The organism is Alkalibacterium gilvum (genome assembly GCF_900109085.1).
Classification (GTDB): Bacteria; Bacillota; Bacilli; order Lactobacillales; family Carnobacteriaceae_A; genus Alkalibacterium; species Alkalibacterium gilvum.
This window is the reverse complement of sequence record NZ_FNYW01000002.1, coordinates 111,954-125,424: the sequence shown is the minus strand read 5'-3', so window position 1 is coordinate 125,424 and position 13,471 is coordinate 111,954. Positions and strand designations below refer to the sequence as shown.

At 39.3% G+C, this 13,471-nt stretch carries 12 protein-coding genes and 1 riboswitch; of the genes, 3 read left to right on the top strand and 9 right to left on the bottom strand.

The genetic code is table 11. The annotated features are described in order from the left end of the window. Positions 1-209: 209 nt before the first annotated feature. Both BMX83_RS01605 and BMX83_RS01600 read right to left on the bottom strand, forming a co-directional pair. Entirely contained in the window at positions 210-1,685 is a 1,476-nt protein-coding gene (locus BMX83_RS01605; RefSeq protein WP_091632373.1) for a DUF1538 domain-containing protein, read from the bottom strand. A 23-nt stretch (positions 1,686-1,708) separates the two neighbouring features. Further along, a complete protein-coding gene (locus BMX83_RS01600; protein ID WP_091632370.1) occupies positions 1,709-2,353 on the bottom strand; it encodes a P-II family nitrogen regulator in 645 nt (214 codons plus the stop codon). A 207-nt stretch (positions 2,354-2,560) separates the two neighbouring features. On the opposite strand from BMX83_RS01600, the gene BMX83_RS01595 reads away from it, so the two are divergent. Continuing rightward, entirely contained in the window at positions 2,561-3,898 is a 1,338-nt protein-coding gene (locus BMX83_RS01595) for a sodium-dependent transporter (RefSeq protein ID WP_091632368.1), read from the top strand. A gap of 798 nt (positions 3,899-4,696) precedes the next feature. On the opposite strand, the gene BMX83_RS01590 is transcribed toward BMX83_RS01595, so the two are convergent. From BMX83_RS01590 to BMX83_RS01565, 6 genes are all read right to left on the bottom strand, one after another. Next, a complete protein-coding gene (locus BMX83_RS01590) occupies positions 4,697-5,947 on the bottom strand; it encodes a mechanosensitive ion channel (RefSeq protein ID WP_091632365.1) in 1,251 nt (416 codons plus the stop codon). A 128-nt stretch (positions 5,948-6,075) separates the two neighbouring features. Next, positions 6,076-6,315 (bottom strand): DegV family protein, encoded by a 240-nt coding sequence (locus tag BMX83_RS11090; protein ID WP_091632362.1) that lies wholly within the window; start codon positions 6,313-6,315, stop codon positions 6,076-6,078. Next, a complete protein-coding gene (locus BMX83_RS01580) occupies positions 6,312-6,953 on the bottom strand; it encodes a DegV family protein (RefSeq protein ID WP_091632359.1) in 642 nt (213 codons plus the stop codon). Before BMX83_RS01580 ends, BMX83_RS11090 begins: the two co-directional genes overlap by 4 nt. Before the next feature lie 14 nt (positions 6,954-6,967). Continuing rightward, positions 6,968-7,171: a hypothetical protein gene (locus BMX83_RS01575; protein ID WP_091632357.1), complete on the bottom strand. Its 204-nt coding sequence runs from the start codon at positions 7,169-7,171 to the stop codon at positions 6,968-6,970. A gap of 44 nt (positions 7,172-7,215) precedes the next feature. Next, positions 7,216-7,572 (bottom strand): hypothetical protein, encoded by a 357-nt coding sequence (locus tag BMX83_RS01570; protein WP_091632354.1) that lies wholly within the window; start codon positions 7,570-7,572, stop codon positions 7,216-7,218. Between the two features lie 53 nt (positions 7,573-7,625). After that, a complete protein-coding gene (locus tag BMX83_RS01565) occupies positions 7,626-7,898 on the bottom strand; it encodes a DUF503 domain-containing protein (RefSeq protein WP_245746613.1) in 273 nt (90 codons plus the stop codon). Between the two features lie 207 nt (positions 7,899-8,105). On the opposite strand from BMX83_RS01565, the gene BMX83_RS01560 reads away from it, so the two are divergent. Both BMX83_RS01560 and BMX83_RS01555 read left to right on the top strand, forming a co-directional pair. Then, positions 8,106-9,629, top strand: a complete 1,524-nt coding sequence (locus BMX83_RS01560; protein WP_091632348.1) for a ClC family H(+)/Cl(-) exchange transporter — start codon at positions 8,106-8,108, stop codon at positions 9,627-9,629. Positions 9,630-9,776: 147 nt separating this feature from the next. Beyond that, positions 9,777-10,703: a DUF368 domain-containing protein gene (locus tag BMX83_RS01555; RefSeq protein ID WP_091632345.1), complete on the top strand. Its 927-nt coding sequence runs from the start codon at positions 9,777-9,779 to the stop codon at positions 10,701-10,703. Positions 10,704-11,416: 713 nt separating this feature from the next. Here the strand turns inward: BMX83_RS01555 and BMX83_RS01550 are convergent. Continuing rightward, on the bottom strand, positions 11,417-13,156 hold the full coding sequence (locus BMX83_RS01550; protein WP_091632342.1) for a Na+/H+ antiporter NhaC family protein: 1,740 nt from the start codon (positions 13,154-13,156) through the stop codon (positions 11,417-11,419). A 77-nt stretch (positions 13,157-13,233) separates the two neighbouring features. Next, positions 13,234-13,401: riboswitch (Lysine riboswitch) on the bottom strand. Between the last annotated feature and the right edge of the window lie 70 nt (positions 13,402-13,471).

Sequence of the window (13,471 nt, the reverse complement as noted above, 5' to 3'; positions counted from 1 at the left end):
CCTTCTTTCTATAAGGCTCTCGTTTTACTTTGTGGTTTCGCTATCTTTATTATACGTTAGTCTATTCACTATGTCTGTGTCTGAATTTAGACAAATCATAGCATACTAACGTTTAGATCTGTGTTCTCTTTAAAAGTAAAGAAAAAAACTTACACCCTGGCTCATTTAGAAAGCCAAAATGTAAGTTATAAATGTCAGCTTGCCCCACGTTACTGACTACTTCTTTTTGAATAAGCATCAACCAGGCCAAAGAGCTGAATCGTAAGGACAGGCATCATCGCTACAATAGCAATCATTCCGAATCCGTCAATCAACACGGATGCGCCTTCTGCCCCCTCAGCTGCGCCTTGGATAAAGCCTAATATAAAGGTTGCTGTCATAGGTCCTGAGGCCACGCCACCTGCATCAAAAGCCATGGCGACGATGGTTTTTGAATTAAAGAAACTTAAAATGAAAACCAGCAGATAACCTGGAAGGAGAATATGCCAGAGCTCAAGTGAATCACTGGTGACTCGGAAGGCTGCAAGCAAGGTCGCTCCGCCTACCCCAAATGACAGGGCTGTTAAAACAAAGACGGGCTTAAGGGCGCCAGCAGTGACACGCTCAATTTGTTCAGTCAAAACGGCTACAGCAGGTTCGGCCAAGATGGTTACCATCCCAAGTAGGAAGGATAGGATATAAAACCAAGTATTTTGATTTCCTTTCATTAACTCGAACCCTATAATGCTTCCTATATTGATAAAGCCAAAATTTACTCCGGTCAAGAAGAAAAGTAGTCCGGTAATAACATATATGACCCCTAACATAATGCGATGAAATTTGCGTTTCGGTAATTTAAGAAAGAGGATTTGATACAGGATAAATATAATTGCTATGGGCGCAATTGCTGATAAGACATCGCTGAATTGATTTTTACCTATTTCAAATAAATTCAAAAATATTGATCCATTTAGACCAAAGGAAATCTCTAAGTCACCCGTTAATGAATCGGTTGGATTGATTAAGTTGCTAAAGAGGACCGTTATTACGGCACCTGCTGATGCAATTGCTACTAAGCCGAAACTGTCTGCTCCTTTACGGACGCTGTTCTTTTTTAGTGACGAAATACCGGCAGAAAGAGCTAGTAGAAAGGGTACCGTTATGGATCCTGTTGTGGCACCTGATGTATCAAAGGCAATCGAGAGAAATTCTGAAGAGGCGAAGAGTGATAAAAGGAGTATGATGCTGTAACTCGTTAGCATAATCGCCATGAATGACCAGGTGTATACAATTCGTAGCAAGCCAATAACGACCATTACTGCGATGCCTAAGGATACAATAAAGACAAGTAGTGATCCTTCTACCGCTCCCCCTGTTACTAGGCTGATTTGGTTTCCTAATACGGTAAGGCTTGGTTCAGCCATTGATATCATAAAGCCCAAAAGTAAGCCTACAATAATTAGTACACTTATTTTATTTGAACGGGCTATTCCTTTACCTATGTATTCTCCAATAGGCGATATAGCAATTTCTACGCCAACTAAGAAGAGGGTTAAACCGATAATGATACATATCGTTCCTAAAACAAAGGCTGTGAGAATCGTTGAACTAAAAGGAACTAAAAAGAAGTGAATCAACCAGACAAACAAAAATATAGGCGTCACAGATCGCGAGACTTGTAAAAGTTTTTCAGTAATAATGTTCATGTTGACCTCCTATTTTAATTACTTTAAAATATGCCTCTTGTTTCGCTGAGGTCCGTGGTAAATAGTATCCCTGCGTTTGGTTCTTCTAGATTCATTTCTTTGTTAATAGCCCTGGTTATCCCATCGGTAATCTCGTCGCGCGATAAGATGAGGACAATGTCTTTTTCCGGTTCAATTTCCATATTAAAGACACGCTTTGTTTCTTTACCGCCAGATCCATGGGCGTGAATAACGGTTCCACCCTGCGACCCCGCTTCATTTGCCGCTTCCAGTACACGGTCTGATTCTCCTTCATCGACGATAACAAAAATGGCTTGATACATACCTGTTTGCTCCTTTTCATACGTTTCCGTTTTTTCTTCTTTAACAACGCCTAGTACTTTGTTTAGAGGCAGTCTAAAACTAATTCCTTTGTTCTTTTTATCTAATTGCTTTTTTTCAGCCACATCATTCATAGCTTTTTTCGCTACAGCTGATGGTGCGACGATAAGGACGAGATCTCTTTTTATGATATCCATTCCCAGTTTACGCAAGATGCCAGAGCGCGCTGTGCCCTCTCCCTTGAAGACTGTTCCCCCCTTGATCCCTGATTTTGCTGCCAGACGTATAACTTCATCTCCTTCAGCATGACGGACAATAAATCCCAGCAAATCCATACCTTTAAGCATGTGTTCCCCTCCTTTAGCTTTTCTTCAAGTATAACTGATTTATTAGCTCTTTGCACATTTTCATTATCTCTTCTCAGAAAGCCTTTTCTTTATTTATGAGGCTATTTTAATGAAATAGCTCTTGTAAACGGCGAATTAATCAGATAGAATGAAAGACATCATTAAATTCTCATCTTTTTTTAATGTAATAAAATAAGGAGTGATTATATGTCAGCAAAAAGAGAGCAGTGGGGATCCCGGTGGGGGTTCATCTTAGCAACAATGGGATCGGCAGTGGGTCTTGGTAATATTTGGAGATTCTCATATGCAATGGGGTCAAACGGTGGTTCAGCATTCTTAATTATTTATTTGCTTAGTGTTATTCTTTTAGGTTTCCCTATTATGCTTATTGAGTTTTCCATTGGTAAAAGAGGGCAAGACGATGCAGTACAGTCTTTCAAAAAGATCGCACCTAAAACGTCCTGGTATATCGCTGGTGGCCTAGGGGTTTTGGCAGCCTTCTTGATTCTTTCTTTTTACGGTATCATTGGTGGCTGGTCGTTACGTTATACTTATGAGTATATTTCTGGTGGTATCGGTGGCGATTCATCAGCTTTCTTCCAAAACTTTATTGGACAGTCTGTCTCACCTATTCTATGGTCCTTCCTTTTCATGGCCATCACAGTAGCTATCGTTTTGATGGGAGTTAAAAAAGGGATTGAATCGTCTAGTAAGTGGATGATGCCCATTTTAAGTCTACTTGTTATTGGTCTGGCTGCTTACAGTTTGACCCTAGGCGGTACGGCTGAGGCTTTCGCATTCATGTTCCAACCTGAATGGTCAGCCTTTACGGATCCAGAAGTTTATCTTGCTGCTATGGGACAAGCCTTTTTCACCTTAAGTTTAGGTATGGGAATCATGCTTACTTACGGTAGTTATCTGAAGCCGGACGAGCGCTTGACTTCTTCCGCAGCTGTTATTATTTTACTGGATACATCTTTCGCGCTTATTTCAGGTTTGATGATCTTCCCGGCGCTTTTCGCATTCGGGTTAGATCCAACTGAAGGTGCAGGACTGGTCTTCATTGTTCTTCCAGGTATTTTCGATGCTCTTGGCGGTATCGGAATCTTTGTAGGCTTGCTATTCTTTGTACTACTTACCCTAGCCGCTTTGTCATCAAGTATTTCCTTGCTTGAGGTTTCCGTTTCCTTCTTAATGGATCGTGTTAAGATGACACGTAAAGGGATTACTTTGTTATTGGGAAGTATCATTTTCCTACTCGGTATTCCTTCATCATTGAGTCAAGGCGCCATGGATATTACTATTTTGGGAAGTAGTTTCTTGGACTTTATGGACTTGTTTACAGCAAATGTTCTCTTACCATCAAGCGCACTGATTTCTGTTTTGTTCGTAGCTTGGACTTGGAAGAAACAAGATATTTACACGCATACTGATTTGAAGCAGGGTGCTGTCGGCACAGCCTTCCTTATGTTGGCTCGCTTCTTCGTGCCAGTTGCGATTGCTCTTGTTTTAGTTTTCGGCATATTCAATTGGTTGTTTGCTTAATCTACTATTTAATCTATTATCGAACACTTCTGCATCGGTCTGACGACCTTTACAGAAGTGTTTTTTTAGTTGTAGCTTTAGGCACTAAAGCTTTCCTTATGGGGCTTGGGGGTTGGTTCAGGGGTTGAGTTCAGGGGTTGAGTTTATTTTTAGTGCTGAATGTGTCGAAGGTGGTCAAGTTCGGGCTACTTCGACCAATCCGGGTGTTACAAGTACGCCATAGGTGTCGAAGGTCAACCTACTTCGACCAATCCGGGTGTTACAGGTACGCCAAAGGTGTCGAACTTCGGAGTCTTTGACGCTTAGGACACCCAAACGATACTCCGAGGTGTCGAAGGTCAACCTACTTCGACCAGTTCCAGCGTTACAGGTATGCCAAAGGTGTCGAACTTCGGAATCTTCGACGCTTAGGACACCCAAACGATACTCCGAGGTGTCGAAGGTCAACCTGCTTCGGCCAGTTCCAACGTTACAGATAGGCTAAAGGTGTCGAACTTCGTCAGCTTCGGACAATTGAATGTTAGAGCTAAGCTGATCTGGCCGAACGTCATTAAACACACCCTACTATTCAAAGATCATCTCCTTTTCAATGCCTTTTCTGCTGGTTTCTACTATATTTCTAGTTATCCACCAAAAATTCAATACACCCTTGCGCAAAAATCATAGCCTTCCTCCATCAAAGCTTTCTAACAAAGCTTTCTAAAAAAAATCATCTATATTTATTTGAAATACAGAAAAATCCAAAAGAGCTGAGATACGCCCTTTTGGATTTCTTTATTTATATACTATTTTAAATTATTATTGATCGCTTGGCTTTGCGCTTTCTTTGTCGATTTTTTGGTCCGCGCGTTCAAGTTGTTTACGGGCAAAATCGCGTCCGCCTAAGCCGAATGATACGGCAAATGCGACGGCTAGGCCACCAATAATGAATAGGAATGCAAGATTTACAATGTTTGAACCGAAATTCAGTTGGTCTAATGCCATGAATAGAGCAAAGACGATAACGATATATTTAATCAGTTCACCTGCAAATTTGCTGCCTGTTGATTTGTTGATTGCAGATGCAAGCATTTTCCCACCTACAAAAGCCAATCCAATGATGATTGCTGCGAATAGGATGTTTGGCAAGTATGCAATAATTGCTGCGACAATGTCATTCAACATTGTTAAGTTTAGTGCATTCAATGCTTCAACTAAGAAGAACACACCAATAAGAGCTGCAACCGTGTTACCAATAATTTTAGCTAGGTCAACATTCATGTCACCTGATTTGTTAAGGTAAGATGAATATTTATTGAAGCCAGTTCCTCTCAATAGGTCTTTTAGCATGTCGCCAGCAAATTTAGCTATAGCAACACCAACGGCTAGAAGAACAACTGCTACTAAAATGTTCGGAATAGCGCCCAAGATTGAGTTCAGAACCTCACTGATTGGTTGAGCGATTGTATCGATATTTAGAACATCTAGTGCCATGAGTACGATTGGGATAAGAATTAATACATAAACAGTATTAGCTAAAACAGATGCTAACGTTTGTTTGTTACTCTTAACCATTTCAGTATTAGAGTTGTCTGTTGATCCAGTAAGCTTGTTCATCATTTTATCTACATTAGCTGCAACGCCAAGATTATAGATAAGATTCTTAACAAATTTCGCTACGTAGAAACCTAACACCAAAATAATAAGTGCTGCAATTATATTAGGTAAGAACGCTAGCGCTGTATCGATCATGTTTGTTACTGGTCGACCAATAGATTCCAAACCGAATGTCGCAAAGATACCTGGCAAGAATAATACCCAAACCAAGAAATAGCCTACTTTTCCTAAAGCACTGACCATGTTACTTCCCTGGTCATCAGTATCTGCTGCACCCCATTTTGAAAGCTTACTTGACATACCCGTCGCTTCCAGACCTTTGACTAGTGCTTTCTTAACAAGTGTCGCGACTACCCACGCAACGATGATAAGTACGATTCCCATTAATAACTGTGGTAAGAAATTAATGAAATTCGCTAATGCATTCTCAAACGAATTAGCAATATTATTCATTGATTATCTACTCCTTTTTTATTTTTTGTCCTTAACTGAACAATTTCAGTATATCATTTAATGCATATATCATCAAATAATATGCATTGAACAAAAAGACATCCTTATCAGATAAGGATGTCTTTTTGTTATTCGTTTATATACATGTAGTGTTCTGGCTTTTCATCAAAATAGAATAAACCTACGCCGCCGATTCCCAAATGTGCTGCCAAAAGTGCGCCAACATCTAGAATTTGGATAGATGCTTCCGGCAAAGCCTCTGTCACTAATGCTTCTAATTTTTGAGCTGTCTTGTAATCATTGACATGGCTAATCGTAATAAGTTGATCGGTAAAGGAACCTATTTCTTTTTTCATTTCTTTGATCATTCGTTTATATATACGGTCTTGGCCACGAACAAGTTTTTAAGATAAATCCCTTTTTCATTGACCGATAAATAGGGTTTAATATTGAGCGCATCACCAGCGGTTCCTGCTACTTTAGGAAGTCTTCCGCCTTTAACAAGCCACATGAGATTATTTAATGTGAACTGGTAATTTATATGCTCGGCATTCCACTTTGACTGCTCAACGATAGTATCAAAGGCTAACCCTTGTTTTACCATTTCCATTGCTTGTAGAGCCAACAATGCGCCGCCGCCGGATCCTCCTTTAGAGTCTATGACTGCTATATTCATATCAGGGTATGTACTGAGATAATTCTCCGCTACGGCCTGCCCAACTTGATACGTTCCTGAGAACTGACTATAAATTGTCAGATAGATGACATCGTCCCCTTTTTTCCGGGCATCCTCAAGCATTTCTATAATTGCTTTTGGAGAAACTTGGGATGTTTTAGGCATAATTCCCTGCTCCATTTTTTCATGCACTTCCTGGAGTGAAATATCTAGCTGATCCAAGTAATCGTGTTCGTCTATAATCACACTCAGAGGTAAAAAGTCATATTCGTAATGTTCCTTCATATAATCATTCTGATCAATGCCAGAATCAATAACTATTCTTATCATGTTTTTCTCCTTATTCAATCTTGTTCTAGTATAGCCTTGATTTCATCTAAAGTCACTTTATTTTCAAAGTAGCGATTCCACGTTTTTTGCATGTGCTTTAAAGGAACATTTCCGTAAATCGTACTTAAGTTATTTTTCCAATGCTTAAGCAAGGAGTGTTTTTTACTCTCTTGAGTAGGGTGTGTCGCCTTTTTGTGGCTTTTACTTTTCTTATCCAATCTCAGTCGGTCCTGAACACTGAAAATAATTTCTTCCGGTATTATTAGAAGTAAACCGTCCTTTTCTTTTGAAACGAAAAAAAGCCTTTCTGAATGAGCGTAATAAACCCTTTAATATCATTTAAATTCTTTACACGATAAAAATTTGTCTGCAAATCGGGCAAACGTAAAAGAATATCTTTTAGTATAGGATGGTAGATCGTTTCTGCTTGTTCAAGTATCGTTTCAGAGAGTGGTGTTACTATCTTTTCCTTTTTCCAACTTTTTTTCACAGAAATTGCGTGCGTATCCGCTAGAGTTAAAAGGACGGCTTTCTTATATCCTTGTAATAAATCACTCAGTTCTGTTTGATCATTTTTATGTTTTATATAAAGTGTCTCTTCTAGTGATGCGTTAGCCATAATTCTTTCCTTTCATATAAGGTGTTGTTGCTTAAGAATATTTTTTCTGTTCTTTAAGCTTCAATCCAATGGTATTCCAGTATCTCAACTTCATAATGAGCTTCGATTTCTTTTAAAGCGGCTTCGAGTCTTTTACGGCACAGGGTTCGATTATTTGATACGACACCAAATCCAAGAACGGCTTTGTTTTGCAAATCCATATCGCCCACTTCAGCGACAGATAACTGATGTCGATTTTCTGTTCGCCTTAAAATACTTTTTATAACGCTACGTTTTTCTTTCAGAGAGTAAGAATCATAAATCAAAAGCGTTATTTCAACTCCCATAAGAAACAAGTTATTTTCCTCCTCTTTTATCTCAGTCATTTTCTTATTTATTTCATTTTTCAGTCATATACACTTTTATCATATTCCTTCTTGCCCTGAGTGGTCAACTTTTTAAATGATATTTTGCTAAATTTAATTCTTCTGACTTGTTTTTTTCTATTAATATAATATAAAATGTAAGTTACTCACATTATATTGGAGGTTTTTATGAGGGCTTTACATAATCTTGAATGGTCTAAAATACTGTATGTAACGAAAGGAATGCTTGTTGGCGCTATTGCGGGAGTCGTTATTAGTTTATTACGTGCTTCTGTTGAGCTCCTGTTAGAAACGACATTTGAAGTGTATCATTTTTTAAATGACCAGCCTATTTGGATAGTCGGATGGGTTTTACTTATGCTTTTATTTGCATTTATTATCTCTTTGCTTATAAAACATGAGCCGGATATCAAAGGTTCCGGCATCCAAGATATTGAAGGCCAGCTGCACGGTAGTCTGGATTTGAATTGGTCTTCGATTTTATGGCGTAAATTTATCGGAGGTACTTTAGCGATTGGTTCTGGACTTGCGCTTGGGCGTGAAGGTCCTTCTATTCAGCTTGGCGGTGCTGTTGGACAGGGGGTTAATCATTATCTCAAAGGGAATCGTTCCCAGCAAAAAATACTAATCTCAGCCGGTGCAAGTGCTGGACTAGCTGCTGCTTTCAATGCCCCAGTTTCTGGTATCCTCTTTGTTCTAGAAGAGATGCATCGTAAGTTTTCAGGAATCTTGCTTCTCACAGCTTTCTCAGCTTCTATTACAGCTAATTTTGTTGCCTATCAGATTTTTGGTGTTGAAGCGCCTATGAATTTAGGTGAACTTTTTCAGTTCCCTCTTGAATATTATGGTCACTTAGTTTTACTAGGTGTTTTTCTAGCCTTAGGTGGATGGTTGTATCAGGAAGTTCTGCTAGCTATGCCAAAAGTATACAGCATGCTACCTATTCCGCCCTACTTATATATATTTATACCTTTTTTACTTGTTATCCCCATTGGTCTCTTCTTCCCTTCAATGCTTGGTGGAGGTATAGAAGTAATTGATATGTTGAATGAAGGTTCACCAACACTCTGGTTACTCGTTGGTATTTTTGTTTTCCGGTTTATATTTTCACATCTTTCGTATGGCTCAGGTCTTCCTGGCGGTATTTTTATTCCTGTTTTGAGTCTAGGTGCTCTCATGGGCTCTATTTATGGAAATGGCGCTCTATCACTCACGGGTATCGATGATATTTTCTTACGTAGCTTCATTATTTATGCCATGGGCGGCTTCTTAACTTCTGTTACAAAAGCTCCCTTAACTTCGGTTATGCTGATTACGGAAATGACAGGATCTGTCACGCATCTTATGCCACTTGCGGTTGTGTGTTTAAGTGCTTATGTTATGTCTGACTTTGTAGGCTCTGAACCTATTTATGAAGAACTTCTTTTCCGAAAAGTCAATGCGCAACCCCGTCTTTTTCAGGGAGAAGTCGCAGAGATAACTATGCATGTCGAAGTCGGTACTGCCTTGGATGGGATGATGGCGAAACATCTGATTACTCCGGAGGGCGCGCATTTAGTGAAAATTGCTCGTCGTGATCACGAATTTATTCCCCATCGGGACACGGTCTTTCTACCTGGTGACGAACTTATTATCAACACCGATAAAGGCTATGTTTCTGATGTAAAAAAACAATTATACAAATACAATTAATATCATATTTAAATGTAACTACTTAGTTTAGTCTGTGACAAAATTAAATAGTTACATTTTTTTCATCCTATTTATCCTTTATTATGTTAAACTATAAAACATGTTAGACTATAAAACGGATAGATTATCATTTTTAAGGAGCTTATTATGCAATATATTTGGTTAGTAATCAAAGGTTTATTTATTGGTATTTCAAATATCATCCCTGGTGTTTCAGGCGGAACAATGGCTGTATCTCTGGGTATTTACGATGATATCATTCACTCTTTTACACATATCAGAAAAGAATTTAAACGAAGCATGCACGTTTTGCTACCGATATTGATTGGGGCTTTACTTGGCGTAGCCGGTTTCTCTATGATTATTACATGGTTGTTAGATGAACATACTTTCTACACAGCTTTTGCTTTTGTTGGTTTGATTTTAGGTGGCCTGCCTATTTTATCTGAATCATTCAAAGAAAGTTTGATAGAAGATAAACAAAAAATCACTCCAATCCATGTGTTCCTCTTTGTTATATTTTTAGCTCTTGTGGCTTGGATGGGCGTCGCTGATGTTTCCGGTAGCGGTCCTGATACTATTAGTTTAGGTGCTGGTCCTCTCATTGCATTATTTTTTGTCGGTTTAGTCTCAGCCGCCGCAATGGTCGTACCAGGAATCAGCGGGTCATTGTTGATGCTGATTATGGGTTATTACTATGCCGTCATTTATGCTATCAATGGATTTACTTCTAATCTTACAACATTTAACTTGTCTGAATTGATTCCTTATACTATTTTGCTTACTTCTTATGCTTTAGGTATGTTAATTGGTATTATTTTGATTAGTAAGGTCATTGACTACTTCTTTTCTAGTTATCCAAGTTTTACTTACGCAGCGATTTTGGGGCTTGTAACAGCTTCTCCCGTTGCAGTCATTGCCAACACCAACGCTTTGAATGAATTAACAACGGGTAATGCTTTTGTTAAAATGATCATCGCGCTCGTTATTGCCCTTGCTTGCTATTCACTCACATTCGCTGTAGGAAGAACAGATGATGTCACAGAAGAGTTACCTGAAGAAACACACGCTTAATGCAGTCACTATTAAAAAGTCGTTTTCCTTACGACTTGGTCCATTTATCCTTCTTATTTAGAATGGTTAAGTGACAAGTGATACCGGAAAAGCTTCGTCTTCGCCTCGCCCTTTTTAGAGCTAGGTGCAGATGAAGCTTTTTTCTCATATCTGGAGGTTTTGGAGGAGGGTTGGCTTGGTTTGGAAGGGGTTATGGTTTGGTGGTTTCTTATGTTGGATTTATTTTAGTTAGTTGAAGGTGTTCGGCCGTTTTTTTGTCATGTTCGGACACTTCTTTTGTTGAAGACTTGAGAAACGGTCGAACTCGGCGTTGTTCGACCATTCTGAACATTAAAACGATACTATTTGGCCGAACTTCCGTCTACTTCGGACACTTCTTTTGTTATACACTTGCGAAACGGTCGAACCCGGCGTTGTTCGACCATTCTGAACACTAAAATGATACTATTTGGCCGAACTTCCGTCTACTTCGGACACTTCTTTCGTTATACACTTTCGAAATGGTCAAACCCAGCGATGTTCGACCATTCAGAATATTAAAATGATTCCATTTGGCCGAACCCTCCCCACGTCTTCATATCAAAAAAGCATAAAACCCCAATAAACGCTAATATTACCTAGCTGAATTGAGTCGAGAGGCTTCTCGACTCTTCCTCACTAAAAAAGTCCAGCTAATCACTGTGAAAGTGGTAGCTGGACTACTTTATTTAATATTACTTTTCCTCTTCTAGCATTGTTTCTGTTGTGTCTGTTTTCTTACCAAAGATAAAGACGGATCCGACGACAGCAATAAGCGCGAGCGGCAAGACTAGCATAACTGAGACACCGAAAGCGGATGGGATATAGCCAAACAGGATCGAAATCGCAGCGACAACAATAGCATAAGGCAGTTGCGTCTTCACGTGGTCTAGTAAATTAGAGCCAGCGCCCATTGATGACAATATCGTCGTATCTGAAATCGGAGAGGCATGATCTCCAAAGATGGCTCCTGTTAACACAGCACCCGCAGACATAATCACAAAATTGGGATCTTCTGGATGCATCGCTGTTGCCAAAGGAATGGCTAGGGGCATCAAAATACCCATAGTTCCATAAGACGTTCCTGTGGCGAAAGAGATAATCGCACCCAACAAAAATATCACTGTAGGCAGTAAAAAGGCTGGCATTGAATCACTTAATAAAGAAACTAAATAATCAGCCGTGCCCAAATCACCCATGACGCCGGATAGTGACCAAGCTAATAGCAAGACCACACCAGTAATCATCAGTGTTTTCATACCATTGACCCAAATATCGATTCCTTTACTGAAGTTGAAATGCCCTTCCAAGACGCCCATAACCAAGGCAATAATACTCGCGATTAAAGCAGCCTGGAATAAAACGATAGACGCATCTGAAGCGCCAAACACTTCTCTCAATGTTTCAAAAGAAAAAGGTGCACGCTCAATGATTTGTATTAAAGCAGTATTCTCTCCATTTAATATTGCTGTGCGGCCATTCGTATAAAATCCGATGAAACTGAAGGCAATTAATGAACCAATCGGAATTAATGCGTTCCAAATAGAAGACTTCCCTTTGGTAACGACTTCCATTTCATCATCACTATTATCAAGTTGCGAGCCTTTAGCAATAAGTTCATGCTTATCACGGGCACGTTCCTGGGCTTTTTTCATTGGCCCAAATTCTCTCAATGTTATAGACGTCACGAAAACAAAGACTAGCATCAAAATATTATAGAAGCGGTAAGGAATTGTTTGTAGAAAAATACCATAAGCATTCACGTTTTGACCAATAGATTGGTAGGCATCATTAATGAGTCCAACTTCATAACCAATCCACGTCGAAATCAAAGCAATCCCTGCAATTGGTGCTGCGGTTGCGTCGATAACGAAGGCAAGTCGTTCACGAGACATTTTCATTTTATCCGAAACAGGACGCATAATAGGTCCAACAATCAAAGCATTTGCATAGTCATCAAAGAATATCAAAAGGCCTAATGCCCATGTGATGATTTGTGTACTGACTGGCCCCTTTGCTCGTTTAGCAAGACTTTCCGCAATTTCTCGCGCACCACCCGTCGATGTAATAAGTGCAATTAATCCTCCAATAGCAAGAACTTGAAGTATAATACCAGCATTCCATGGATCTGAAAGTGATGTCAAAATGTAATCCACAATATCAGTGAAGCCGTAAAGTAGTCCTAAAAGGATGTTTGCTCCACTTGCATATTGGATAATAACCGTTCCACTAAAGATACCTAAGAACAATGACAAGATAACATTTTTAGTAACAAATGCGAGTATAATAGCAATAATGGGTGGAATAAGTGTTAGAGGTCCCATTGATTGAACAAGACTGCTGTCCGTTTCTGCAGCCAGTACTTGGGTCGGTAAGAGTGAAAATATCCCTCCTAAAATCAATACTAGATTAAATCGTTTACGTTGTTTTTTCATGATTCTTCTCCAATCTAAAAATTTTACATAAAAAAGCACCCAAGGGAACAAATCCTTAGATGCTTTGCAATCGCATATTTAAGGATAGTGCTCCACGCAAGCGTGACAGTCATACGCTTATTAAACGTATGGCCAGGATAACGGTTTGACTCTCCGTTACCCTTCGGCAAAAAATCCTTTCCTGTCATTCAACGGCCGTCGTGCCTCCAGACAGTACTCTTATTCTTTGCGCCCCTATCTTTTCTTCTGTTTTCAACATATTATAGTCTAACTTATTTTTATGAGAGTTTCAATGGTAAAATTAAAACCTCTGTT